This is a genomic window from Pseudomonas sp. EA_15y_Pfl1_P101, assembly GCF_963970835.1.
Taxonomy (GTDB): domain Bacteria; phylum Pseudomonadota; class Gammaproteobacteria; order Pseudomonadales; family Pseudomonadaceae; genus Aquipseudomonas; species Aquipseudomonas tritici.
Genome location: NZ_CAXAPA010000008.1, coordinates 250,607 through 275,395, shown reverse-complemented (window position 1 = coordinate 275,395; position 24,789 = coordinate 250,607). Strand labels below are relative to the sequence as shown.

Here is a 24,789-nt window from a genome sequence, read left to right as displayed (position 1 = left end):
AAGTTACGGACGCTTAATCAGTTTATTCTGCACCGCCACCTGATCCACCTCCAACAACACCTGCTGCTTGCCCGCGACCATCACCGCCGCCGGCAACCCGTCCCGATACACAATTCGATTACCACTCAAGGCCGGCACCTTGGTGCCCGGCAACAACGTGCCCACCAGGTTCAGCGGATCAGGCCCACACACAACAATCAAACTGCCGTCATGGGCCCGACGTCGCACTTCACGCAGCAACGGGATCGCCTCCGGCAACGCAAACTGTTCCCCCGCCAACCCACTGACAAATCGCCCCCCGCGAATCTCCCCGCGTGCTTCCAGCCGATGAAAAGTGCGCAGCAACTCGCGCCAGCTTGGTAGCCAATCCGCCTCACGCTCGAGCAAGCGCCAGAACACCACGCCATAGCGGCGCAGCAAGGTCATTGCCACATGCTCCAGCGTCTCGGCCGAATGCGCGCCGGCGGCGGTGGGTGAACGCCGCACCAAGGCCCAGCGCCCGGCGTCGTCCATGCCGCCGATAAACGCGCCGCGCCCACGCCGACTGCTGCGCGCCTGGCGTTTGCTGGCGGGCGTGGTCAGGGCGCGCAGGCCGGCGAAGCTGTCGGCGTTTACCAGCCCGGCGCCGACCAGTTCCTGCAAGGCGCTTTCCAGTTCGCTGCGCAGCAAGTGGGCCTCGTGCACCAGCTCATCAAAAAACAGCGCGCCGTGGTCGCGCAGGGCTTGATGCACCTTCTGCGCCTTGGGTGACAGCGTGGTGGCGTCGGTGAGTTCGGTCAGTCCGCTCCACAGTCCCACCTGGCTGCGGGGCAGCAACACCACTGGCGTACTGCGTAATGCCATGGCGCCGGGTTTGTTGCTCAAGCGCGTCCACACCAGTTTGCCGCTGCGGCACAGGTCATCGAGCCAGGTGGAGGAGTAATCCTTGAGCCGTGCGCTGAGCAGGTCGCTGTCCCAGGCGGATGTGGCGGCGGCATACCCTTCAAACTGCGCAACGATCTGCGGCAACATCGCGCTGCCCTGACCGCGTGTGCCGTCGGACAGGTGCTGCCAATCGAACAGAAAACGCATGAAATCCTGCAGTGCCACCGGCTCGATTTCCCGGCGCAAGCGCTTGACCGTATAGCGATGAATACGCGCCAGCAGGTGGCGTTCGCACCATTGCTCCTCAGTGGCAGCGGGGCTGAAATGGCCGCGTAATACATAGCCTTCCTGCTCCAGGCGGGCCAGCGCCTGGACCCCATCAGATTCTCGCAAGGCCAGGGGCGCGGCGATCTCGCTCAGGCTCAGCGGGCCGAACCCACCGAGGCGTGCGCGCAGCACTTCCACCACGGCCTCATCAAAGGTCCAGGGCTCATCGAAACCAGGTAACAGCGGCAAGTCGTTGGGGAAGATTGCCTGCAAGCAACTCAAGCGTTCAACGGCGACCCACAGGTCATTGTGCAATTGAAAGGCGCGGCCGCTCTTGGCCAAGGCGTGCAACCATTGCGCCCATTGCGGCGTGACTTCGCTGGCGGCGATACACGCCAGACTCATCAACGCCTCGTGCATTTCATCCAGCCCGTTGGGCGCCGGCCAGGCTTCTTCGCGCACGCCAGCAATAGCGTCAGCATCCAGCGCCCCTAGGTCGTCGGTACTTTGCGGGTCGCTCCAGCGTCGGTTGAGCACGGCCTGGGTTCGGCGCTCTTCCAGTGGCGCATCGTCAAGAAAGGTGTAGGGCCGCGCACTGAGGATTTCGGCGGCCATCGGCGAGGGCGCTGGCAAGTCGCGGCTGATCAGGCGCACGTCGCCGTGCTCCATGCGCCGCAGCAGGGCCAGCCAGGCGTCGCTGTCCATGGCTTCGTGAAGGCAGTCGTCGAGGGTTTGCTCGACCAGCGGGTGTTCAGGCACTTCGCGCTCGCCGGCGAGGTTTTCCAGGCAGGCGATCTGGTCGGGAAACACACTGGCGATCAGGTCTTCGCTTTTCATGCGCTGGATCTGCGGCGCCACCTTGCGCCCGCCGGTAAAGCGCGGCAATGCCAGCGCCACACCGGCATTCCAGCGCCAGCGCACGCCGAAGAGCGGCGCCTCCAGCACGGCCTGGATCAGGATATGTTCGGCGCTGTGGCTGTTGAGGTAGCGCCACACCGCGTCCAGCTCGAAACTGTGGCTGGTGGACAGCGACAGCACGATCGCATTTTCGCTGGCGGCGGCCTGCAATTCGAAATTGAAGGTGCGGCAAAAACGCTTGCGCAAGGCCAGGCCCCAGGCGCGGTTGACGCGGCTGCCGAACGGCGTGTGGATGATCAGTTGGGTGCCGCCAGACGCGTCGAAGAAACGCTCCATGATCAACGTGTCCTGGGACGGCAGGGCGCTCAGGGCCAAGCGTGTGCGCGCCAGGTAATCGAGGATTTGTTCGGCGCTGGCGCGGTTCAGGCCGAGGGTTTCGGTGAGCCAGTCTTGCGCGGCTTGCAGGTTGCCGGACGTGGCGCTGAGCAGCGCGTCCAATTGGCCCTGCAAACGCGCCACCGCCGCCGACAATTCGTTGCTGCGCCCGGGCGCTTCGCCGAGCCAGAACGGAATGGTCGGCGGCTGGCCATGGGCATCCTCGACGCGCACCTTGCCGGCGTCGACCCGCAGGATTCGGTAGGACGTATTGCCGAGCTGGAAGATATCCCCGGCGATGCTTTCCACCGCAAAGTCTTCGTTGACGCTGCCGATGTTCAGGCTTTGGGGTTCGAGCAACACGCTGTAGTCGGCATTGTCGGGGATGGTGCCGCCGCTGGTCACGGCAGTGAGTCTGGCGCCGCGCCGACCGCGCAAGGTGCGGCTCAGGGCGTCGCGGTGCAGGTAGGCGCTACGGATGCCCTGGCGACCGTTGTAGCCGTCGCTGAGCATCTGCAGCAGCGCTTGGTAATGGCGTTCATCCAGCTCGGCATAGGGCGCGGCGCGGCGGATCAGGTCGAGCAATGCCTGCTCCGACCATTCCTGGGCGCTGACCTCGGCGATGATCTGTTGGGCCAGCACGTCCAACGGCGCGACCGGTATGTGCAAGGTGTCCAGCTCACCCCGGCGTACGCAATCGAGCAGCGCGGCGCATTCGATCAAGTCGTCGCGTGTGGTGGCGAACAAGCGCCCTTTGGGCGTGCCGCCGACCTGGTGGCCGGAGCGTCCCACTCTTTGCAGAAAGCCGTTGATGGAGCCGGGCGAGCCGATCTGACAGACCAAATCCACGTCGCCGATATCAATCCCCAGCTCCAGGGACGCGGTGGCGATCAGCACTTGCAGCTCACCGGCCTTGAGTCGTTGTTCGGCGTCCAGGCGCATTTCCTTGGCCAGGCTGCCGTGGTGCGCGGCCACGGCGCTTTTGCCCAGGCGTTCGCTCAAATGCCGGGCCAGGCGTTCTGCCAGGCGGCGGGTGTTGACGAACACCAGCGTGGTGCGGTGCTCGCGGGCCAATTCGGCGAGGCGGTCGTAGACCCGTTCCCACACATCGTTGGCCATTACTGCCGAGAGCGGCACTGGCGGTACTTCGATATCCAGGTCGCGGGGGCGGGCGTGGCCGATATCCACAATCGCGCAGTGGCGGCCGGTGCCCACGAGAAAACGTGACACCGCGTCGATGGGCTTTTGCGTGGCCGACAAGCCAATGCGTGTCAGTGGTTCGGCGCACAGACCTTGCAGGCGCTCCAGGCTCAACGCCAAGTGGCTGCCACGTTTGCCGGCCGCGATAGCGTGGATTTCATCGACGATCACCGTGCGCGTGCGGGCGAGCATTTGCCGCCCGGAGTCCGACCCCAGCAGCACGTAGAGCGATTCCGGAGTGGTCACCAGAATGTGCGGCGGGCGCTTGCGCATCTGCACGCGGTCTTTTTGCGGGGTGTCGCCCGTGCGCACGGCGGTGCGGATCACCAGCGGCGGCAGGCCCTGGCTCTGCAAGTGCTGAGTGATTCCGGCAAGCGGATTCTGCAGGTTGATCTGGATGTCATTGGACAGCGCCTTCAGCGGCGACACGTAGACCACCAGGGTTTCGTCCGGCAGTTGCCCGCCGTGCGCCAAGCCTTGCTGGACCAAGTCATCCAGCACCGCCAAAAAGGCTGTGAGCGTCTTGCCGGAGCCGGTGGGCGCGGCGATCAGCGTCGATTGGCGCTGGCGGATCAGCGGCCATGCCTGGGCCTGGGCGCTTGTCACCGAAGGGAAGGTGCTGCGGAACCAGGCGCTGACGGCGGGGTGGAAGCCGTGCAACGCGCTGTCGGTGGATTCAGGAAGGTTCATGGAGTGATTGATACCGCCCGCTCCAACAAGTTGCAATCGCGCAGTTTGTCCGTGACGGTTGCGCTACGAACCCGCAAAATGCAACGATTCTGACAAATACATGAATAACCTTCGTTCCAACCAGACCGGGCCTGCTCAATCTATGCGAATGCGCCTTATGTTACTGGGCGGCGGGAATGCCCTCGGGCAGGCGCTGATTCGCCTCGGTGCAGAGGAAGACATTGGTTTCCTCGCACCCAAACCGCCCCAAGACGGCTGGGATGCCGCGAGCCTCACCCAATTGCTCGACGACACCCGTCCCGATGCGTTGATCAACCTCGCCTACTATTTCGACTGGTTCCAGGCCGAAGCGGTCAGCGAAACCCGCCTGGCCTCCCAAGAGTTCGCTATCGAGCGTCTGGCCGAGCTGTGCCAGCACCACAACATCACCTTGCTGCAACCGTCCAGCTACCGCGTGTTCGATGGCTCTCGCGCCACCGCTTACAGCGAAAAAGACGAGCCGGTGCCCCTGGGCCTGCGCGGCCAGGCGTTGTGGCGTATCGAACAAAGCGTGCGCGCCACTTGCCCGCAACATGTGTTGCTGCGGTTTGGTTGGCTGCTGGATGACAGCGTCGACGGCACCCTCGGGCGCTTCCTGGCCCGGGCCGAAAAAACCGATGAATTACTGATGGCTGACGACCGGCGCGGCAACCCGACGCCAGTGGACGATGCGGCGCGGGTGATCATTTCGGTGCTCAAGCAACTCGATTGCGCGGCGCCGTTGTGGGGCACTTACCACTACGCCGGCCATGAGGCGACCACGCCGTTGGCGCTGGGCCAGGCGATTCTCACTGAAGCGCGCAATTTTCATCCGTTGGCGATCGAATCCCCCACCGCCCAGGCCCATGCGGCCCGGCCGGATGCAAGTGAAGAACCGCAACACGCGGTGCTCGCCTGCAAGAAAATCCTCCATACCTTTGGCATCAAGCCACGGGCATGGCGGGCGGGGCTGCCGGCGTTGCTGGATCGCTTCTACCGGCACAACTGAATACACGCAAAACCAAAATGTGGGAGCGGCGGTGCGCCGCTCCCACATTTGGTTATGCAGTGTTGCTTAGGTCGGGATTAGAACTTGTAGCCAATACCCACCATGTAAACCATTGGGTCAACGTCCACATTGACCTTGGCACGCGTGCCAGGTGCCACGGCGTTGTTTTCCACGGTGGCCTTGGTGCTGATGTCGATGTAGCGCGCCTGGGCGTTGATCATCCACTTGTCGTTGATCATGTAGTCCGCGCCGATCTGTGCGGCCCAGCCCCAGGAGTTTTCAGCCTTGAAGTTGCTGAAACCTGCGCCTTGGGCACGGCTGCCGACGTGCTCGTCGTAGATCCAGGTGTAGTTGATACCGGCGCCTACGTAAGGTTGGAAGGCCGATTTGTTATCCAGCGGGTAGTACACGACGCTCAGGGTTGGCGGCAGGTGTTTCAGGGTACCAAGCTTGCCGTTGGGGGCGCCCAGGGCGGTGCCTTTGATCTTCACGTCGTGCTCGAACGGTGTGGCGGCCAGCAGTTCGATACCCACGTGGTTGGTCAGCATGTAGGCAAAGTTCAAGCCCAGTTGGGTATCGCTGCTCATGGTCGCCTTGCCGCCCAGGTTGGTGCCGGCCAATGGGCCCTGGTCAACTTTGACGGTGCTGCTGTCAGCCTTCGGATTCACGGTGATTGCACCGGCGCGAACCAGAATGTCGCCCGCTTCGTGAGCGTGTGCGACAGGGGCAACGAGGGCGAGCGCGAAGAGGGACGCGCCGAGCAGAGACTTGTTCATGGGAGCTCCAAAAGGACGTTAAAAGTTGTACGTCCAATGGTAAAGATCGTTCCGCTCGATCTTTTGACTCAGCTCAACGAAAGCGCGATCAGCGTTACTCCGGCAGCTCGTAGATGTAAATCTTCTCGGCATCCATCTGGTAACCGGCGTCGGCCAGTTCGCTGGTGGACGGTTTGACCCGCATCGCGCCTTCGATCCAGTACGGTTGATACAGTTCATCGAGCTTCACGCCGACTTCACTTTTAACGTGCACGATCTGGTTCGACGGCGGTGGCGGAACGTGGATGCACGCGCCGAAATACGGCACCAGCAAGAATTCAGTGGTGCGGCCGTTTTCGCCGACTTCCAACGGCACGATATAACCGGGCAGGCGGATGTGCTTGCCATCAAGGCTTTGCACCACAGGCGCGTGGGGCATTTCCTGCTTGGCCGCCGGCGCCGACTCCAGTGCATCCGCCATGCCGGACAGGTTGTGCAGCGGCTGCATATTGGGCACTTCGGGCATGGCATCCGGCGGGATCAGCTCCGACCAAGTCAGTTCCTTGGGCTCGGCGGCCCAGGCGGGCAGGGCCACCAGCAAAAACAGTGCAGCGAGGGCGCGACGCATGAAAACTCCTCAGTAGGTAGCTAGAAGCCGCAAGCTTTAAGTTAAAGCCGATTCGCTTGCAGCTTAACGCTTGAAACTTGCAGCGGCTGTTCTACAGCCTAATCGACAGGCCGTCGGCCAGTGATTGTCGATAGGCGCGCCACGCGGGCACGCTGCCCATCAACAGCGCGGCGGCCAGGATACCGGCGAGCAGCGTCCATTCATATTCGCTGGGCCACGACATGGGCAGGTCCAGGCCGTAATTGGCCTGCAGGTAACCGCGCGAGGCGGCGATGCACACGTACAGCAGGCCCACGCCTGCGATCACGCCGGACAGCGCCAGGGCGAAGGCTTCCACGATCAGCAAGGTTGCAATATGCCACGGCCGTGCGCCCACTGAGCGCAGGATCGCCATTTCGCGACGGCGCTCGTTGAGGCTGGTGAGGATCGCCGTGAGCATGCCGATCAAGCCGGTCAGCACCACGAACAGCGAGATCACGAACAGCGCTTTTTCAGCGGTGCCCATCATGCTCCACAGTTCTTGCAGCGCCACGCCCGGCAGGATCGCCAGCATCGGCTCGCCACGGAATTCGTTGATCTCCCGTTGCAGGGCGAACGTGGAAATCTTGTTGTTCAGCCCGAGCATGAACGCGGTAATGGCCTGCGGCGTGAGGTCCATGTTGCGCGCTTGATCGGCGCTGATGCGGCCTTTGCCTTGAGCCGGCACACCGTTGTGCCAGTCGATATGGATCGCCTCCATGCCGCCGAGGCTGATGTGCAACGTGCGGTCCACCGGCGTGCCGGTGCGCTTGAGGATGCCGACCACGGTGAAGGGTTTGTCATCGTGCTTGACCAGGCTGACCACCGCGACGCCATGGGCCAGCACCAGTTTGTCGCCGAGTTTGTAGTGCAGTGCGTCAGCCACTTCGGCGCCGAGCACCACTTCGAACGGGTCGGTGGCGAAGGCGCGGCCGCTGGCCAGTTCGAGGTGTTGCTTGCGACCGTATTGGTAGTGCTCGAAGTAGGACTCGTTGGTGCCCATCACGCGGTAGCCACGGTGGGAATCCCCCAAGGAAATCGGGATCGCCCATTTCACCTGAGGGCTGGCGGCGAAGTGTTCGTAGCTGTCCCAACGGATGTTGTTAGTGGCATTGCCGATGCGAAACACCGAATACAGCAGCAGGTTCACCGAGCCGGAGCGGGCGCCGACGATCAGGTCGGTGCCGCTGATGGTGCTGGCGAAACTGTTGCGCGCCTCGACACGGACGCGTTCCACGGCCAGCAGCAGGCACACAGACAGGGCGATGGCGAATGCGGTGAGGATCGCCGTAAAGCGGCGGTTAGCCAGGCTGGCCATGGCTAGACGGAACAGATACATCTCAAACCTCTGCGGGCGTGGCGGCGCGATTGAGTTCGGCCAGCGACAGGTGGCGGTCGAACAGCGCGGCCAGACTTTGGTCATGGCTGACAAACAACAGGCTGGCGCCGGCTTCGCGGCATTCAGCGAACAACAGCTGAAGGAAAGCTTCGCGGGCGTCGTAGTCCAGTGCCGAGGTGGGCTCGTCGGCGATCACCAACTCGGGTTGACCGATCAGCGCGCGAGCGGCGGCCACCCGTTGTTGCTGGCCGATGGACAGCGAGTCGGCGCGGCGCTCCAGCAGGTCTTTGTCTTTCAACCCCAGGTGCGCCAGCAAGGTCGCGGCGGCGCGGTCGACACTGCCGTGACGTTGTTTCGCCCGTTGCGCGCGCAGCTTGGAGAAGTGGCAGGGCAACTCGACGTTCTCGCGCACCGACAGGAACGGCAGCAGGTTGAACTGCTGGAAGATGTAGCCGGTGTGGTCGACACGGAAGCGGTCGCGGGCGCCGGCCGACAGTTCGGTCAGCTCCTGGCCGAGCAGGCGGATGCTGCCCTGGCTGGGTTTCTGTACGCCCCCGAGCAGGCCCAGTAGCGTGGTTTTGCCACTGCCACTCGGGCCCTTCAGAAACAGGGTTTCTCCTGCTTCCAGGCGGAAAGCGGGGATGTCCAGCAACTGTGGCTGCCCGGGCCAGTTAAAGCCCAGGTCAGACAGTTCGATCAATGCATGGGTCATGTTAAATCAGTATTGCCTGGTTGTAGAAAATGGCGCCGATCCCTTGTAGGCGCTGGCTTGCCTGTGATGCGGGCGACTCGGTTGTTCCAGACATACCGAGGCATCCGTTCGCAGGCAAGCCAGCTCCCACATTGACCGTATTTTCAAATCAGAACTTCAGGGTGGCTGCTGTGGCCGTCGCTTCAACACCTTGCTGGCCGCTCGGGCCGATCAGTTGTACCTGAATTTTCTGGGTGGCGGGGAAGGTCTTGAACACTTGGCTCAGGTCGAGATTGCTCAAGGCTGTCGGCGTGGCGCAGGTGAACTGGTAGTGGGCGTGGATCTCGCTGTGGTCGTGATGGTGCTCGTGGGCGCCGTCTTTGGCGTCATCATCATGATCATGGTCGGCTTCGGGCTTGTCGCCGAACAACGGGCTATTGAGTTCCTGGTTGCCGACGACGCAGCCGGCGGCCTTGGGCAAGTTGAACAGGGCGACAGGGTTTTCCAGCTGTTTACGTGCAGCGGCGACTTTAGCTTTGTCCGCCGCGCTGGTGGCCACGTGTTCGAAACCCACCAGGTTCATCGCCGGGCTGTCCAGCTCAAGTTCAAGGGCTTGGCCGTCGAGCACCGCGTTGAGGCGACCAACGCCGTGCTCATGGGCGCCGAGGCTGCCGTGTTCATGGTCGTGATCGTCGTGAGCATAAGCGACCGCCAGTGGCAGCAGGGCAAACGGCAAAGCAAGCAACAGACGGCGCATGGTGAAACTCCTGAGCGAAGATAAAAGTTTTGTTATGTGATCTTATAACAATAGGGCCGGGAGTTTGACCGGCTGCTTGGCGTTGCGCAAGCCGCATGGGAGCATGCCTGTCGGAAAATGTGCAGGAGTAACGACGATGTTGCGAATTCGTGGAACCGTCGGCGACCTGCCGGTGGACTTGACCCTGGAGCTGGACGACGCTGATTGGGCACGCCTGGGCGCGCAATTGCAGGCCGCCCCAGTAGAGAGTACGCCGCCAGTTGTGCCGATAAAACAGAACGATGACCTGTGGCAGAACGCTCAGGATCTGTTGCGCGAGGCCGGGCAACTCAGTGGCCTCGAACTGCTCGACCAGTTGGAAGGCTTGGCGGGGGACGCCTCGGCGGGCAAGCGCCTGTTGGTGCGCCTGCGCCATAGCGCCAAGGTGAAAGTGGCCAGCGGCGGTGATACGCCGCTGTACAGTTGGGTCGGCGATTAATACAACGCGGCAAACAGCTTGCGGCGGTACACGGTCACCAGCGGGTGATCATTGCCCAGCAGTTCGAACACCTGCAGCAAGGTCTTGTGCGGCAGGCCTTCGTTGTAGCTGCGGTTGCGGATGAACAGCTTGAGCAAACCTTCCAGCGCCGCATCGTACTGCTGGCGCGCCAGTTGCTGGATTGCCAGTTGATAGGCCGCTTCGTCGTCCTGCGGGTTTTGCGCCAGGCGGCTTTTCAAGTCGGCGGCGTCCGGCAGGTCGGCAGCCTGGCGCAGGAAAGTGATCTGCGCCTTGGCCCCGGCGAGGGCGGCTTTGTGGTCGTCGCTTTTCACGGCGTCCAGCACGGCCTGGGCTTCGCCCAACTCACCGCGCTCGGCCAGGCAGCGTGCATACAGGATCAGTGCGGCGGCGTTGGTGTTGTCCTCGCCCAGCAGCGCGACCAGCAGGGCTTCGGCATCACTGATGCGACCTTCGGCAAACAGCGCCTGGGCCTGCTCCAACGGGTCCGCCGCAGCTGGCGGCGGCATCTGCACATGCGGCTCCAACAGCGCCCGCACCGCCGACTCCGGCTGCGCCCCGGCAAAACCGTCCACCGGCTGGCCATCCTTGAACAGCACCACCGTCGGCAGGCTTTGAATGCCAAAACGCGCGACGATGTCCTGCTCGGCCTCGCAATCAACCTTGGCCAGCAGCAACTCGCCCTGATAACTCTCGGCAACTTTCGCGAGCATCGGCATCAACGCCTTGCACGGCGCGCACCACTCGGCCCAGAAATCCACCAGCACGGGTTTTTCGAAGGAGTTCTGGATCACTGCCTGGTCGAAGGTGGCAGTAGTAACGTCGAAGATGTATGGCGTGGGCTCACTCATGGGGCGTCTCGAATAAAGCGGGAATGGGGCAACTATAAGGGCTTGCTCGCGAAGGTCTCAAGTGCGCCGCGAATGGTACAGGCTCACCTTGCGAAACTCCCAAGGCTCCGCCAAGTCTGGCAACGTCAGCGCATCCAGAATCTCCAGCCGTTGATAATCCGGGTGCTGGAAGTCCCGCACCCGCGAATCCGCCACCAACGCTTCGCGGCCACGGGTCAGGAACTGGTCCAACAGCGGCAGGTTCGCCCGGTCGTAGAGCACGTCAGCCACCAGGATCAGGTCGAAGCGGTCTGATTCGGCGAAAAAGTCCGCCGAATAACCCAGTTCCACACCATTAAGCTCGGCATTCGCCCGGCAGGATGTCAAGGCCAGCGGGTCCAGGTCGCAGGCGACTACTTCCAGCGCGCCCGCTTTAGCCGCCGCAATCCCGGCCACACCGGAACCCGCGCCAAAATCCAGCACGCGCTTGCCGGCGACCCATTCAGGAGTCGCCGCCAGATACCGTGCCAGCGCCAAACCACTGGCCCAGCAAAAACTCCAGTAAGGCGGTTCATGCAGGATGCGCCGGGTTTCTTCGGGGCTGAAGGCGCGGTCCATGTTGTCTGCGTCCAGCAGCCACAAAGACAGCTCGGTACCCGGCAGCGGGCAGGGCACCAGTTGCGCGTCGCCGATCAGTTCGCTCAGCGCCGCTTGCAGGTCCAGCGGTGGCGTCATGGTGCCTTGACGAGTTGCAGGGGGCCGGTGGTCTGGGTGATTGCCCGGGTGATCAGCACGGCGGGCAGGTGCAGGATCAGCTCGCCGGACTGGCTGGCGCGACCACGCAGTTCAACCCGCGCACCGGCTGGGAAGGCTTCGGGGTTGTAGCGCAGGCGGAAGGCCAAGGGCTTGCCGTTGCCGCTCAATACACTGCTGGCGAGCAGTTGCTGCGGGCGCGAACGGTCGTCGATGACCAACAAGGCCATCTCGACTTCGGCACCCGCGGGTACGTTGGTCAGGCTGCCGCTGATTTCCCGCTGATAGGCAGGCAGGGGGCCCATGTCTTCAATCCCTGGGACTTTTTTCTCTTGCGCTGGCGTCGGTTGAGGTGCGGCCGGCTTTGGGGCTTCGCTGCTGCAGGCGACCAGGAAACTGAAGAGGGTAAGCAAAACAAGTGGTCGTAACTGCATGTACGGCTCCAGAAAGGACAAAATCCGTGGCTTAAAAGATATGAAACATAATAGTCAGCCTATATACCGTAAAGGCTATGGCTTGTCTTGCCACGGGGATGCGCTACCATGGTCCTCCCTTTATTTGTTGCCTGCCAACCATGCACTGTCCCTTCTGCGGTGCCAACGACACCAAGGTCATTGACTCGCGTCTGGTCGCCGAGGGCGATCAAGTGCGTCGCCGGCGCGAATGCCTGGCCTCTGGCTGCGGTGAGCGTTTCACCACCTTCGAAACCGCCGAACTGGTATTGCCACGTCTGATCAAGTCCGACGGCAGCCGCCAGCCTTTCGACGAAGATAAATTACGCGCCGGTATGCAGCGCGCCCTGGAAAAACGACCGGTGAGTGTCGAGCGGCTGGAAGCGGCGCTGGTGCACATCAAGCACAAGCTGCGGGCGACCGGCGAGCGCGAGGTCAAGAGCCTGGTAGTTGGAGAACTGGTAATGGGCGAGCTGCAAAAGCTCGACGAAGTTGCCTATATCCGTTTCGCCTCGGTGTATCGACGTTTCCAGGACCTCAATGAGTTCCGTGAAGAGATCGACCGCCTGGCCCGTGAGCCTGCCAAAGAATGAACCCACCTTCTGCTGAACAGGCTGTGCTCGACGCCCATTACATGGTCCGCGCCCTGGAACTTGCACGCAATGGCTTGTACACCACCCACCCCAACCCGCGGGTAGGTTGCGTGATTGTGCGTGATGGGCAGGTTGTCGGCGAAGGCTGGCATGTGCGTACCGGCGAGCCCCATGCCGAAGTGCATGCCCTGCGCGCAGCCGGTGACAAGGCTCGCGGTGCCACGGCCTACGTAACCCTTGAACCTTGCAGCCACTATGGTCACACCCCGCCGTGCGCCGATGCGTTGCTGAGCGCCGGGTTGGCGCGGGTGGTTGCGGCGATGCAGGACCCTAACCCGGAAGTCGCCGGGCGCGGCATGCAGCGCCTGGCCCAGGCCGGGATCGAGGTGCGCAGCGGTGTGTTGGAGGGTGAAGCCAGGGCCCTCAACAAGGGTTTCCTCAAGCGTATGGAACACGGCCTGCCTTTCGTGCGGGTCAAATTGGCGATGAGCCTGGACGGTCGCACCGCGATGGCCAGCGGCGAAAGCCAATGGATCACCGGCCCCGCCGCCCGCGCCGCGGTACAGCGCCTGCGCGCCGAGGCCAGCGTGGTGCTGACTGGCGCCGACACGGTGTTGGCGGACGGTGCGCGCCTGACCGTGCGCGCCGCCGAGCTCGGCCTGGACGAGGCCACGACTGCCCTGGCGATGTCGCGCCCGCCGTTGCGCGTGCTGATCGATGGCCGCTTGCGCGTGTCGCTCAATGCGCCGTTCTTCAAGGCCGGCCCGGCGTTGGTCATCACGTGCGTGACGGCGGAAAACCAGTTCCCCCGTGGCCCCGAGTGCCTGGTGGTGCCGGGCGTCGAGGGCCAGGTCGACCTGCGCTCAGCACTGGTTGCGCTGGCTGCCCGCGGCGTCAATGACGTGCTGGTAGAAGCCGGCCCAAGCCTGGCGGGCGCGTTCGCCCAGCAAGGCCTGGTGGATGAGTACGTGATTTTCGTCGCCGGCAAGTTTCTCGGCTCCGCCGCCCGGCCTTTGCTGGACTGGCCGCTTGAGAAACTCGCCGACGCCCCCCAACTCAAGATCACTGAAATGCGCGCTGTTGGCGACGACTGGCGAGTCACTGCCATCCCGCTCCCCGCAGCGAGCGTATAATTCCCGGCCTGCGCTTGAGCGTCAGCCCCGTTTTCAGGAGAACGAAATGTTCACCGGCATTATCGAATCCATCGGCAGCATCCGTGCAATGACCCCCAAAGGCGGCGATGTACGCCTGCTGGTTGAAACCGGCAAGCTCGACCTGGGCGACGTCAAACTGGGCGACAGTATCGCCGTCAGTGGCGTGTGCCTGACCGTCATCGAGCTGCCGGGCAACGGCTTCGCCGCCGATGTCAGCCGGGAAACCCTGGACTGCACCGCGATGAATGACCTTAAGGCCGGCAGCCCTGTCAACCTGGAAAAAGCCCTGACGCCGACCACCCGCCTCGGCGGCCACCTGGTCAGCGGCCACGTCGACGGCGTCGGCGAAGTCGTGGCGCGCAGCGAAAACGCGCGGGCCGTGGAATTCCGCATCCGCGCGCCCAAAGCGTTGGCCAAGTACATTGCCCACAAAGGCTCGATCACCGTCGATGGCACCAGCCTGACCGTGAACGCCGTGAACGGCGCCGAATTTGAACTGACCATTATTCCCCACACCCTGAGCGAAACCATCATGGCGTCGTACCAGCCGGGTCGCCGGGTGAACCTTGAAGTCGACTTGCTTGCCCGTTATCTGGAGCGCCTATTGCTGGGCGACAAGGCCGCAGAGCCTGCTGCCAGTAACATCACCGAAAGTTTTCTGGCCGCTAATGGCTACCTGAAATCCTGACCAAGGGGGTGCCACGTGGCGCTCAATAGCATCGAAGAACTGGTTGAAGACATCCGCCAAGGCAAGATGGTCATCCTGATGGATGACGAAGACCGCGAGAACGAAGGCGACATCATCATGGCCGCCGAGGCCTGCCAGGCTGAGCACATCAATTTCATGGCCAAGCACGCCCGTGGGCTGATCTGCATGCCCATGAGCCGTGAGCGCTGCGAGTTGCTCAAGCTGCCGTTGATGGCGCCGCGCAACGGTTCGGGTTTTGGCACCAAGTTCACCGTATCGATTGAAGCCACCACCGGCGTCACCACCGGTATCTCTGCTGCTGACCGTGCACGCACCGTACAGGCGGCCGCCGCGAAAGACGCCAAGGCCGAAGACATCGTCAGCCCAGGCCACATCTTCCCGCTGATGGCCCAGCCGGGCGGCACCCTGGCTCGCGCCGGTCATACTGAAGCGGCCTGCGACCTGGCGCGCATGGCCGGTTTCGAACCGAGCGGGGTGATCTGCGAAGTGATGAACGACGACGGCACCATGGCTCGCCGTGTTGAACTGGAAGCCTTTGCCGCCGAACACAACATCAAGGTCGGCACTATTGCCGACCTGATTCACTACCGGATGATCCACGAACGTACCGTTCAGCGGATTGCCGAGCAGCCACTGGACAGCGAACTGGGCCAATTCAATTTGGTGACCTACCGTGATTCAGTGGAAGGCGACGTGCACATGGCCCTGACCCTGGGTGCCATTTGCGCAGACGAACCGACCTTGGTGCGCGTGCACAATATGGACCCGCTGCGTGACCTGCTGATGGTCAAGCAACCGGGTCGTTGGAGTCTGCGCGCCGCCATGGCTGCGGTCTCCGAGGCGGGTAGCGGCGTGGTGTTGCTGCTGGGCAATCCGGTGGACGGCGATGTGTTGCTGGCGCATATCCGCGAAACGGCTGACAACGTGCCGGTGAAAAAACCGACCACCTATAGCATCGTCGGTGCCGGTTCGCAGATCCTGCGTGACCTGGGCGTGCGTAAAATGCGCTTGATGAGTGCACCCATGAAATTTAATGCGATATCCGGTTTCGACCTGGAAGTAGTAGAATACGTGCCCTCCGAATAAAGGCCGGCGATTGTCGCCCCTTGTTCGCGGTTCAAATATCACTAAGGGACGCGTCATACACGCGTCCCGGCTCTTTAAGAGATTTGTCGAATGACCCTGAAGACCATCGAAGGTACCTTCATCGCCCCCAAAGGCCGCTACGCCCTGGTAGTTGGCCGCTTCAACAGCTTCGTGGTTGAAAGCCTGGTTAGCGGTGCCGTGGACGCCCTGGTTCGCCACGGTGTGAGCGAAAGCGACATCACCCTTATCCGTGCCCCTGGCGCCTTCGAAATTCCACTGGTTGCGCAAAAAGTTGCTCAACAGGGTGAATACGCGGCCATCATCGCCCTGGGCGCGGTCATTCGTGGCGGTACTCCGCACTTCGAATACGTGGCTGGCGAATGCACCAAGGGCCTGGCTCAGGTGTCCATGGAGTTCGGCGTGCCGGTCGCCTTCGGCGTACTGACCGTTGATTCCATCGAACAAGCCATCGAGCGTTCCGGCACCAAGGCCGGTAACAAAGGCGCTGAAGCTGCCCTGTCCGCCCTGGAAATGGTCAGCCTGCTGTCGCAGTTGGAGGCCAAGTGATTTCCGACGAGAGCGATCGTTTCAACCCACGCGACGAGCGTCCAGCCGACGCCGGTAAGCCGTCCAAGAACGAGAAGCGTCGCGCTGCTCGTCAACTGGCCACCCAGGCGCTGTATCAGCGTCAGATGGCGGGCGCCTCGTTGAACGAAATCGAAGCGCAGTTTCGCGTCGATAACGATTTCACCTTCGCCGACCTGCCGTACTTCCACGACATCCTGCACGGTGTGTATGCACACCTGAGCGAGATCGACACGGCCCTGGCACCTTGCCTGGACCTGACCATCGAAGAGCTGGACCCGGTTGAACTGTGCGTGATGCGCCTGTCCACCTGGGAACTGCTGTATCGCGTCGATGTGCCGTACCGCGTAGTGATCAACGAAGGCATCGAACTGGCGAAAGTCTACGGTTCGACCGACGGTCACAAGTTCGTCAACGGCGTGCTCGACAAGCTGGCCCCGCGCCTGCGTGAAGCTGAAGTGAAGGCGTACAAGCGCTAACCGGCGCTTGAGTCCTGAATGGGCGAGTTTGAGCTGATCCGCAACTACTTCGCCGCCGCGCCTTGTGCGCAAGGCGGCGAAGGCATTGCCTTGGGGATCGGCGACGACTGCGCCTTGCTGGCGCTCCCTGCCGGGGAGCAACTGGCAATTTCTACCGATACATTGGTGGCCGGGGTGCACTTTTCGGACCCCTGCGACCCCTTCCTGCTCGGCCAACGCTCGTTGGCGGTGGCGGTGAGCGACCTGGCTGCCATGGGCGCCAACCCTCTCGCGTTTACCCTTGCCCTTACCACGCCGACGGTTGATGCCGATTGGCTGCAACGCTATGCCCTGGGTTTGAACCGCATGGCGCAACGCTGCGGCGTGGGCTTGGTGGGCGGCGATACCACGCGCGGGCCCCTCAGCCTGACCCTGACCGTGTTTGGTCGTGTGCCGGCCGGGCAAGCCTTGACCCGCAGCGGTGCGCAGCCGGGTGACCTGCTGTGTGTCGGCGGCGAGCTGGGCAATGCGGCTGGCGCCTTGGCGCTGGTGTTGGGCCAACGCAGCGCCGATGCGACCATCGCCGACCCGCTGCTGGCCCATTACTGGTCGCCGCAGCCGCAGTTGGTCCTGGGGCTGGCGCTGCGCGGCAAGGCCACGTCTGCGATGGATATTTCCGACGGGCTCCTCGCCGATTGCGGGCATATCGCCACGGCATCAAAGGTCAGCCTGCTGATTGAGCGTCAGCGGTTGCCATTGTCCCAGGCGCTGCTGGCGTTTGTCGGCGATCATGAGGCGCGCGTGGCGGCCCTGAGCGGGGGCGACGACTACGTGCTGGCGTTCACCCTGCCACCCGCCGAATTGGCGCCGTTGCAGGCCAATGGCTGGCCGATCCATGTGATCGGCCGGGTCGGGGCGGGGCAGGGCGTGACGCTGCTCGACGACAACGGGCAGAACATCACCCCGGCCATTCGGGGTTATCAGCATTTTCGCGACGCGTGAATAGGTCTTGGCCAGTGGCGCTGCATAGAACCTGAACAAAGGCCAATCAAACCGATTGATCTTTATCAGCGATAATTCAGCTTAAGCGTCTGTAGGAACGTGCTGTTACAATGGCCGCCTCTGTAAAAACTGAAATCAGGAGCACACGGTGCCCGTCGTTTTCGTCGCCGCTTCCAAGCTGCCTACCCCTTTTGCCACGTTCACCATGAACGGCTTTCTTGAAGAAGCCACCGGGCGCGAGCACGTTGTGCTTAGCCTGGGCGATATCGCGGATGGCGCGCCGGTGCTTGGGCGTTTGCACTCCGAGTGCCTGACCGGCGATGCACTGTTCAGCCAGCGTTGCGACTGCGGCTCGCAACTCGAAGCGGCTATGCGAGCCATCGCGCGTGAAGGCCGTGGCGTGCTGCTGTACTTGCGTCAGGAAGGCCGCGGCATTGGCCTGTTGAACAAGATCCGCGCCTACGAGCTGCAAGATGGCGGTGCCGATACCGTGGAGGCCAACGAGCGCCTGGGCTTCGCCGCTGATCAGCGTGACTACGCGATCTGCCTGCCGATGTTGGAGTATCTGGGCGTCAAGTCCCTGCGGCTGATGACCAATAACCCGCGCAAGGTCAAAGCCCTGACCGAAATGGGCATCACCGTTGCCGAGCGTGTGCCGTTGCACACCGGGCACAACCCGCATAACAAGCTCTACCTGGCCACCAAGGCCAGCAAGCTCGATCACATGATGGGCAACGAGCACCAGGGCGAGGTCGACCGCGCGTGACTCGTGGCCAGGTGAAACGGCGACTGTCCTTCAATTGGTGGCAGTACCTGGCGCTGGCGCTGCTCCCTTTGTTCGTGATCAACCTGGTATTTGGCAAGGCGCAGTCCTTGCTGCCGGTGCTGGCCATGCCGTTCTTTATTGCCGGCGTGGCTTCGATGTTCCTCAGTCTGCGCTACTTCAACGGCTATAAACATGCGTTGATCGCGACCTCCAAAGCCCTCGATACCCCCGAAGAACCGGCTGCCTGGATTACGTTGGCGGCGCGTCGGCGCACGGCGTTGCTGATTGCCTCCGTGCCAGCCTGGATCGGTGCGTTGGCGGTGTTTGTCGGCCTTGAAGCAGTGCCGCTGTTCTTGCTGGTGCTATCGACACTCGTGCTGTTTTACCTCTACCGCATCCCCCGTCAATTGGGATGAGGCGTCACTGGCTGGCGTTCCTGCTGCTGGCATCGAGTGCCCAGGCGTTGGCTGCCGAACGCGTGATCAGCCTGGCGCCATCGCTGTCTGAAATCGTCGCTGAACTGGGCGCTGCCGACCTGCTGGTGGGCGTGCTCGACGGCGGCGATCGCCCGGCAGCCTTGGCGCAAGTACCGTCGGTGGGGCGTTATGGCCAACTCGACATGGAACGCCTGCTCAGCCTAAAGCCCGACCTGATCCTGCTGTGGCCCGGCAGTGTCGGCCCGGCCCAGCGTGAGCAGTTGCAGCGCCTGAACATTCCGGTGTACGTCTCCGAACCCCACAGCCTTGAGCAACTCACCACCCAAGTGCAGGCCATCGCCGAACAATTAGGTCGGCCTGAAGCCGGTCGGCAGTTGGCTGCACAGTTGCGCCAGCGCCTGGCTGAACTGCGTCAGCGTTATCAGCGGGCCAAACCGTTGCGAGTGTTCTACCAAGTATGGAACCCGCCGCTGTACACCGTGGGCGGCGGGCAGATCATCAGCGATGCCTTGGGTGTGTGCGGCGCGCGCAATGTGTTTGACGACCTCACGCTGCCCGCGCCGCAGGTGAATATCGAGTCGGTGTTGCAGCGTGATCCCGAGCTGATTCTGGTGGGGGATCAGGCGCAGAAGGAGGCCTGGAGGGTCTGGCCGGCGATGGCGACGCGGGTGCGGGTGGTGCCGGACAAAGGCCTGGAGCGGCCCAGTGGGCAGATGTTGGAGGCGGTGGCGAGGTTGTGCCAGGTGATTGCACCTGACCTGTCACAGCCAACTCAGATCTCGGGTGTCCAAGTCACCCCAATCATCCAAGCCCGGCCTTCTTCACGGTAATCCTGATTGTTCAAGAACCCCGGGTCGTTATAGCTGTAACGCGCCCGTGCATAAGACTTGTTCAACAGATTATCGACCTTCACCGACAACGCCACTTCCCGATTCAACGTCCAACTGCCGCGTAACCCCAGCAAGGCATACCCGCCAAGGCGGTGTGTGTTGTCTTCATCGTCATAGCTGCTGCTGATGGCCTGCCAACTGGCACCTACGCCCAGTTTGTCGAACTGCCGATCCAGATCCAGGCTCAACGTACGCCGCGCCCGGCGGGCCAGGGTGTGGCCGCTGTCACGGTCGCGCGGGTCGATGACCGCAAGCCCCAGGTTGCCCTGCCACCCAAACAGCTCTTGCTTCAGCGCGGCCTCAACGCCATCGATGCGCGCCGACGCCACGTTTTGGGGCTTGCTGTTACTGTCGAGAATGATCGCATCGCTCAAGTCGGTGCGGTACAGCGAGGCTTCCAGGCGCGTGCTGTCGCTCAACTGGCTGCGCCATTGCAGCGCGTAGCTTTTCGAGGTTTCGGGCTGCAGGTTGGGGTTGCTGTACTTCGTATCCGGGTAATACAGGTCGTTGAAGGTCGGCGCACGAAAGCCTTCGCTGTAGCTCAGCAGCACGTCGTTGTCGGGGTTGACCGGCACGGTGACGGTGCCGCTCCAGCTGTTCTGCCCGCCAAATTGCTGGTTCTGGTCGCGCCGTATCCCCAACTCGGTGGAAAACCATTCGCCGTGGAACCGATGTTGCACAAAAGCTGCACGGTTCCGGCGGCTGTTTTCGGTAAAGGTGGTGGAGCCGTGGAACCGGTCTTCGTACCAGTCGCCGCCGAGAATCAGGCTGTTCTGGTCATTCAGCGTCAGGTCGTTCTGCCAGTTGACCGAGTCGCGGTACGTGTTGAACACGCTGAAGTCATCGCTGAGGGTATCGCGCTTGGTGTCCCGGTTCTCGCTGTGGCCCAGCTCCAGGCGCGACTGCCAGCGCTCGTTGAGCCTGGCGTCGACATAGCCGCTGGCGCTGCTGACGGTGTAGTCGGTGTAGGGCTTTTGCCCAAGCGTTTGCCCGGTGGCGACGTCGTAGCGGCCGAAACTGTTGTCGTACTCCGATTTGCCACGGTTATCCAACAGGTTGAACCCGGCCTCAAGCTCATCGCTGAAAGAATGGCTCAGGTTCAGGCTGAGTGACTGGTTGCGGTAGGCGTCGTGGTCGCCATCGCTTGGGAATGACGTGTGCGTCGAGTTGATACCCGAGGTTTCATCCAGGCTCGCGCCGAGGTTGAAACGGGTGTGCTCATCTCCGCCGGACAGGCCAAGGCTGCGCTCCCAGGTCTGGTTGCTGCCGAAACCGAACTTGAGGCGTGGTTGCAGGCCTTGCCCGGTATTACGCCGGGTAAACACCTGGATCACCCCGCCAATTGCATCGCTGCCGTAGATCACCGAGCGTGAACCGCGCAGCACTTCCACCCGTTCAATCTGGTCGACGTTCAGGTACTGCAAGCCGCTGTCACCGGAGGTGCTATTGGCGATGCGCTGACCGTCCACCAGCACCAGGCTCTGGGCGGATTTGGTGCCACGAATATAGATGCCGGGCAGGCTGCCGCGGCCACCGGTAGGCGCTATTTGCACGCCAGGAACGCGGCTGAGCAGGTCGGTCAGGCTGGTGGGTTGCAGGCGCTCGATGTCGTCGCGGGTAAACACGCTGTTGGCGGCGCTGCTGTCGTTGCGCGCCTGCACCTGTCGGTTGGCGCTGATGACGACGTTGGGGAGTTTCAGGGCGTCGTCGCGGGTGTCTGCGAGCAGGTCCGGGGAGGCTAGAAGCAGCAAGGGCAGGGCGAGGCGAAGGTGACTCATGGGCGGTCCATGGCTATCAAAATTGACACAAAACCAATCTGGGAGCGGCTTGCTCGCTCCCATATTCTAGTCTCGGTATCAGCCTGGAGATTGGGTTAGAGGCCCAATAGCGCCATGCGCTCGCGCACCGAAGCCTCGATCCCGGCCTCATCCAGCCCACACTCCGCCAGCATCTGCGCCGGCTTGGCATGCTCAACGTATACATCCGGTAAGCCCAGGTGCAGCACCGACTTGAGGATGTTTTCCCGCGCCAGGCATTCGCTGATCGCCGCACCGGCGCCGCCCATGATGGCGTTTTCTTCAACCGTCACCAGCAGCTCGTGGCTACCGGCGATCTCGCGCACCAAGGCTTCATCCAGTGGTTTGACGAAACGCATGTCGACCACGGTCGCGTCGATCTTCTCGGCGACTTTCAGGGCCTCGGCCAGCTGCACGCCGAACACCAGGAACGCGGTCTTGCTGCCCTGGCGGCGCACGATGCCTTTGCCGATCTCGATCGGCTCCAGGTCCTTTTCGATCACGGCATTCGGGCCATTGCCGCGCGGGTAACGCACGGCCGCCGGGCCGTTGTACAGATGGCCGGTGCTGAGCATCTTGCGCAATTCGTTTTCGTCGCTCGGCGTCATCACCAGCATGCCGGGGATGCAACGCAAGTAGGACAAGTCGAAGCTGCCCGCGTGGGTCGGGCCGTCTTCGCCGACCAAGCCGGCGCGGTCGATGGCAAACAGCACGTCGAGGTTCTGCACCGCCACGTCATGCACCAGTTGGTCATAACCGCGTTGCAGGAACGTCGAGTAGATAGCGACCACCGGCTTGGCGCCTTCACAGGCCATGCCGGCGGCGAATGTCACTGCGTGCTGCTCGGCAATCGCCACGTCAAAGTAACGCAGCGGGAACCGTTCGCTGAACGCCACCAGGTCGGAGCCTTCCTTCATCGCCGGTGTAATGCCCACCAGGCGCGGGTCGGCGGCGGCCATGTCGCACAGCCATTCGCCAAACACACCGGAATACTTAGGCCCGCTGGCTTTTTTCGGCGCAGCGGCGGGGGCGTCCAGCGGTTCCAGCTTGGTGATTGCGTGATAGCCGATCGGGTCGACTTCTGCCGGGGCAAAGCCTTTGCCTTTCTTGGTGACGATGTGCAGGAACTGCGGGCCCTTGAGGTCACGCATGTTGCGCAGCGTGGCGATCAGGGTCGGCAGGTCGTGGCCGTCGATAGGGCCGATGTAGTTCCAGCCCAGCTCTTCGAACAGGGTGCCGGGAACCAGCATGCCCTTGGCATATTCTTCGGTGCGCCGGGCAATTTCCCACGCGCCGGGAAGACGCGAGAGCACCTTCTTGCTGCCTTCGCGCATGCTGGCGTAGGTGCGGCTGGAGAGGATTTTTGCCAGGTAGTTGGACAGGCCCCCGACATTGCGCGAGATCGACATGTCGTTGTCGTTGAGGATCACCAGCATGTTGGCGTCCACTTCAGGCGCATGGTTCAGCGCTTCGAAGGCCATGCCGGCAGTCAGCGCGCCATCACCAATCACGGCAATCGCCTTGCGATCGCTGCCTTGCAGACGGGCGGCAATCGCCATGCCCAGCGCTGCACTGATGGAGGTGCTGGAATGGCCGACGCCAAAGGTGTCGTACTCGCTCTCGGAGCGACGCGGGAAGGCAGCAACGCCGTCCTTCTGGCGCAGGGTGCCCATTTGCTCGCGGCGGCCCGTAAGGATTTTATGCGGATACGCCTGATGGCCCACGTCCCACACCAGCCGGTCGTCCGGGGTGTCGAACACGTAATGCAGGGCGATGGTCAGCTCGATGACGCCCAGGCCAGCACCAAAATGCCCACCGGTCTGGCCGACCGTGTAGAGCAATTCCAGGCGCAACTCATCGGCCAGGGTTTCCAGCTCGGCTTCACCCAACCGACGCAGGCCGTCCGGCGTGGCAGCACGGTCGAGCAGGGGCGTGGACGGGCGCTTGCGGGGAATCTCTTGAAACGTCGTGGGCATCAGGCGAATCGTTATAGGTATAAGAAGAGGCGGCAGTTTACCTCAAGCATCGCAAACTGCCCACGCAGAGCGCCGAACTTGGCCGATATGCGGCTGAAATGGCCGCTGTAATCAGTGCCGGCGTTCGACGATATACCGCGCCAAGTCACGCAGTGGCTCGGCCGCCGCGTCGAAAGGTCGCAGGGCGTCCAGGGCTTGGTCGCGCAGTTCCAAGGCATAAACCTTGGCCGATTCCAGCCCGAGCAGCGCAGGATACGTCGGTTTGTCCCGTGCGATATCAGCGCCTTGGCGTTTGCCCAGGGTGGCGGTGTCACTTTCTACGTCGAGAATGTCGTCCTGCACCTGGAACGCCAGGCCGACGGCCAGCGCGTAGGTCTTCAGCGCCGCCAATTGAGGGGCTTCGGCCCGCCCACTGGCCAGGGCGCCCAAGTGCACGGCGGCTTCGATCAAGGCGCCGGTCTTGTGCCGGTGCATGTATTCCAAGGCGTGTTGATCAAGCTTCTGGCCTACCGAACCGAGGTCGATAGCTTGGCCGCCGACCATACCGGAGGGGCCTGCAGCCACGGCCAGGGCGGTCACCATACGCAGACGGATGTCGGCGTTGACGCTGCTCAGCGCCGGGTCCAGCAGTGCGCTGAACGCCAGGCTTTGCAGGCCGTCACCGGCGAGGATCGCGCAGGCTTCATCAAACGCTTTGTGGGTGGTCGGCTGGCCGCGACGCAAATCGTCGTCGTCCATCGCCGGCAAATCGTCATGCACCAACGAATAGGCGTGAATCAACTCCACCGCACACGCCGCGCCATTCGCCTGTTCGGCCGGCGCGCCCAAGGCTTCACAGGCCGCATAGGCCAGCAAGGGGCGCACGCGCTTGCCGCCATTCATCACGCTGTAGCGCATGGCTTCGTAAAGACGCTTGAGTTCGGGGCTTGGCGCAACAAACAAGGGTTCCAACGCCGCATTGACCCGGGCTTGGCTACTGGCCTGATACGCGTCGATCATTCGGGCTGTTCCGCATCGAAAGGCTCTTCGGCCAACTCCCCGTCACGTTCCAGCAGTACTTGGACCTTCTGTTCCGCCTGTGCCAAAGCACTCTGGCAGTCACGGGTCAGGCCGATGCCTTGCTCAAACGCTGTCAACGAGTCTTCCAGCGACAATTCGCCGTTCTCCAGACGCTCGACCAGGGTTTGCAGGTCGGCGAGGGATTGTTCGAAATCGAGTGCAACTTTTTTGCGGGCCATGGCGGCTATTCCGGTAGACGGTAAACCGGCGCGACACTAGCAGACATGGGGATTCTGGGCAAATGAGCGGGGGAGGATGCCGTGGTGTGTGAGCCGATT

The 24,789-nt window shown here is 62.6% G+C and carries 24 protein-coding genes and 1 pseudogene; 12 read left to right on the top strand and 13 right to left on the bottom strand.

Translation table 11 applies throughout. The features are described from left to right. Positions 1-3: 3 nt before the first annotated feature. The gene (locus AACY36_RS15210; protein ID WP_339417001.1) at positions 4-4,254 is read right to left on the bottom strand and encodes a DEAD/DEAH box helicase; all 4,251 of its coding nucleotides are present in this window, start codon (positions 4,252-4,254) and stop codon (positions 4-6) included. 142 nt (positions 4,255-4,396) lie between these two features. Here AACY36_RS15210 and AACY36_RS15205 point away from each other — a divergent pair, with 142 nt between their 5' ends. Further along, positions 4,397-5,281 (top strand): sugar nucleotide-binding protein, encoded by an 885-nt coding sequence (locus AACY36_RS15205; protein WP_339417053.1) that lies wholly within the window; start codon positions 4,397-4,399, stop codon positions 5,279-5,281. Positions 5,282-5,358: 77 nt separating this feature from the next. On the opposite strand, the gene AACY36_RS15200 is transcribed toward AACY36_RS15205, so the two are convergent. The 5 genes from AACY36_RS15200 to AACY36_RS15180 all read right to left on the bottom strand — a co-directional run bounded on the left by AACY36_RS15200 (position 5,359) and on the right by AACY36_RS15180 (position 9,469). After that, the gene (locus tag AACY36_RS15200; protein ID WP_339497274.1) at positions 5,359-6,057 is read right to left on the bottom strand and encodes an OmpW/AlkL family protein; all 699 of its coding nucleotides are present in this window, start codon (positions 6,055-6,057) and stop codon (positions 5,359-5,361) included. A 94-nt stretch (positions 6,058-6,151) separates the two neighbouring features. Continuing rightward, positions 6,152-6,664: a DUF3299 domain-containing protein gene (locus AACY36_RS15195; protein ID WP_339416999.1), complete on the bottom strand. Its 513-nt coding sequence runs from the start codon at positions 6,662-6,664 to the stop codon at positions 6,152-6,154. Positions 6,665-6,755: 91 nt separating this feature from the next. Continuing rightward, the gene (locus tag AACY36_RS15190; RefSeq protein WP_339416998.1) at positions 6,756-8,021 is read right to left on the bottom strand and encodes an ABC transporter permease; all 1,266 of its coding nucleotides are present in this window, start codon (positions 8,019-8,021) and stop codon (positions 6,756-6,758) included. A 1-nt stretch (position 8,022) separates the two neighbouring features. Continuing rightward, the gene (locus AACY36_RS15185) at positions 8,023-8,733 is read right to left on the bottom strand and encodes an ABC transporter ATP-binding protein (protein WP_339416997.1); all 711 of its coding nucleotides are present in this window, start codon (positions 8,731-8,733) and stop codon (positions 8,023-8,025) included. 148 nt (positions 8,734-8,881) lie between these two features. After that, positions 8,882-9,469 carry a DUF2796 domain-containing protein gene (locus tag AACY36_RS15180; protein ID WP_339416996.1) on the bottom strand — a complete coding sequence of 196 codons (588 nt, stop codon included), beginning with the start codon at positions 9,467-9,469 and terminating at the stop codon, positions 8,882-8,884. A 136-nt stretch (positions 9,470-9,605) separates the two neighbouring features. Here AACY36_RS15180 and AACY36_RS15175 point away from each other — a divergent pair, with 136 nt between their 5' ends. After that, positions 9,606-9,947 (top strand): hypothetical protein, encoded by a 342-nt coding sequence (locus AACY36_RS15175; RefSeq protein ID WP_339416995.1) that lies wholly within the window; start codon positions 9,606-9,608, stop codon positions 9,945-9,947. Here AACY36_RS15175 and trxA read toward each other — a convergent pair. Genes trxA through AACY36_RS15160 form a run of 3 tightly spaced genes read right to left on the bottom strand, consistent with a single transcriptional unit; the run spans position 9,944 to position 11,982 of the window. Continuing rightward, positions 9,944-10,816: a thioredoxin gene (trxA, locus tag AACY36_RS15170; RefSeq protein ID WP_339416994.1), complete on the bottom strand. Its 873-nt coding sequence runs from the start codon at positions 10,814-10,816 to the stop codon at positions 9,944-9,946. The two genes, AACY36_RS15175 and trxA, sit on opposite strands and share 4 nt — an antisense overlap. A 57-nt stretch (positions 10,817-10,873) precedes the next feature. Further along, positions 10,874-11,530, bottom strand: coding sequence for a class I SAM-dependent methyltransferase (locus AACY36_RS15165; RefSeq protein WP_339497273.1), 657 nt, complete (start codon positions 11,528-11,530; stop codon positions 10,874-10,876). Then, the gene (locus AACY36_RS15160; protein ID WP_339436991.1) at positions 11,527-11,982 is read right to left on the bottom strand and encodes a YbaY family lipoprotein; all 456 of its coding nucleotides are present in this window, start codon (positions 11,980-11,982) and stop codon (positions 11,527-11,529) included. The genes AACY36_RS15165 and AACY36_RS15160 overlap by 4 nt, the downstream gene beginning before the upstream one ends. A gap of 140 nt (positions 11,983-12,122) precedes the next feature. Between AACY36_RS15160 and nrdR the strand changes: the two genes are divergently transcribed. The 10 genes and pseudogenes from nrdR to AACY36_RS15110 form a co-directional block, all read left to right on the top strand. Continuing rightward, positions 12,123-12,593: a transcriptional regulator NrdR gene (gene nrdR, locus AACY36_RS15155; RefSeq protein ID WP_049713467.1), complete on the top strand. Its 471-nt coding sequence runs from the start codon at positions 12,123-12,125 to the stop codon at positions 12,591-12,593. Continuing rightward, positions 12,590-13,726 carry a bifunctional diaminohydroxyphosphoribosylaminopyrimidine deaminase/5-amino-6-(5-phosphoribosylamino)uracil reductase RibD gene (gene ribD / locus AACY36_RS15150; protein ID WP_339416991.1) on the top strand — a complete coding sequence of 379 codons (1,137 nt, stop codon included), beginning with the start codon at positions 12,590-12,592 and terminating at the stop codon, positions 13,724-13,726. The genes nrdR and ribD overlap by 4 nt, the downstream gene beginning before the upstream one ends. A gap of 46 nt (positions 13,727-13,772) precedes the next feature. Then, positions 13,773-14,435, top strand: coding sequence for a riboflavin synthase (locus AACY36_RS15145; protein WP_339416990.1), 663 nt, complete (start codon positions 13,773-13,775; stop codon positions 14,433-14,435). Between the two features lie 15 nt (positions 14,436-14,450). Then, complete coding sequence (gene ribBA, locus AACY36_RS15140) at positions 14,451-15,542, top strand: bifunctional 3,4-dihydroxy-2-butanone-4-phosphate synthase/GTP cyclohydrolase II (RefSeq protein ID WP_339427966.1); 1,092 nt, start codon at positions 14,451-14,453, stop codon at positions 15,540-15,542. 90 nt (positions 15,543-15,632) lie between these two features. Further along, positions 15,633-16,109, top strand: a complete 477-nt coding sequence (gene ribH / locus AACY36_RS15135; protein WP_003194576.1) for a 6,7-dimethyl-8-ribityllumazine synthase — start codon at positions 15,633-15,635, stop codon at positions 16,107-16,109. Further along, entirely contained in the window at positions 16,106-16,606 is a 501-nt protein-coding gene (gene nusB, locus AACY36_RS15130; RefSeq protein ID WP_065873720.1) for a transcription antitermination factor NusB, read from the top strand. The genes ribH and nusB overlap by 4 nt, the downstream gene beginning before the upstream one ends. A gap of 18 nt (positions 16,607-16,624) precedes the next feature. After that, complete coding sequence (gene thiL, locus AACY36_RS15125; RefSeq protein ID WP_339497271.1) at positions 16,625-17,587, top strand: thiamine-phosphate kinase; 963 nt, start codon at positions 16,625-16,627, stop codon at positions 17,585-17,587. A gap of 148 nt (positions 17,588-17,735) precedes the next feature. After that, entirely contained in the window at positions 17,736-18,353 is a 618-nt protein-coding gene (gene ribA, locus AACY36_RS15120; RefSeq protein ID WP_339416985.1) for a GTP cyclohydrolase II, read from the top strand. Continuing rightward, entirely contained in the window at positions 18,350-18,769 is a 420-nt protein-coding gene (locus tag AACY36_RS15115; RefSeq protein ID WP_339416984.1) for an MFS transporter, read from the top strand. Before ribA ends, AACY36_RS15115 begins: the two co-directional genes overlap by 4 nt. Then, positions 18,766-19,551 (top strand): annotated as a pseudogene (locus AACY36_RS15110) (cobalamin-binding protein); the annotation flags it as partial. The gene AACY36_RS15115 and the pseudogene AACY36_RS15110, both read left to right, overlap by 4 nt. 11 nt (positions 19,552-19,562) lie before the next feature. Here the strand turns inward: AACY36_RS15110 and AACY36_RS15105 are convergent. The 4 genes from AACY36_RS15105 to AACY36_RS15090 form a co-directional block, all read right to left on the bottom strand. Next, positions 19,563-21,458: a TonB-dependent receptor domain-containing protein gene (locus AACY36_RS15105; protein WP_339427967.1), complete on the bottom strand. Its 1,896-nt coding sequence runs from the start codon at positions 21,456-21,458 to the stop codon at positions 19,563-19,565. 95 nt (positions 21,459-21,553) lie between these two features. Then, complete coding sequence (gene dxs / locus AACY36_RS15100; protein ID WP_339416981.1) at positions 21,554-23,452, bottom strand: 1-deoxy-D-xylulose-5-phosphate synthase; 1,899 nt, start codon at positions 23,450-23,452, stop codon at positions 21,554-21,556. A gap of 111 nt (positions 23,453-23,563) precedes the next feature. Continuing rightward, positions 23,564-24,451 (bottom strand): (2E,6E)-farnesyl diphosphate synthase, encoded by an 888-nt coding sequence (ispA, locus tag AACY36_RS15095; RefSeq protein ID WP_339416980.1) that lies wholly within the window; start codon positions 24,449-24,451, stop codon positions 23,564-23,566. Continuing rightward, the gene (locus AACY36_RS15090) at positions 24,448-24,690 is read right to left on the bottom strand and encodes an exodeoxyribonuclease VII small subunit (RefSeq protein WP_003176346.1); all 243 of its coding nucleotides are present in this window, start codon (positions 24,688-24,690) and stop codon (positions 24,448-24,450) included. Before AACY36_RS15090 ends, ispA begins: the two co-directional genes overlap by 4 nt. Positions 24,691-24,789: the final 99 nt, after the last annotated feature.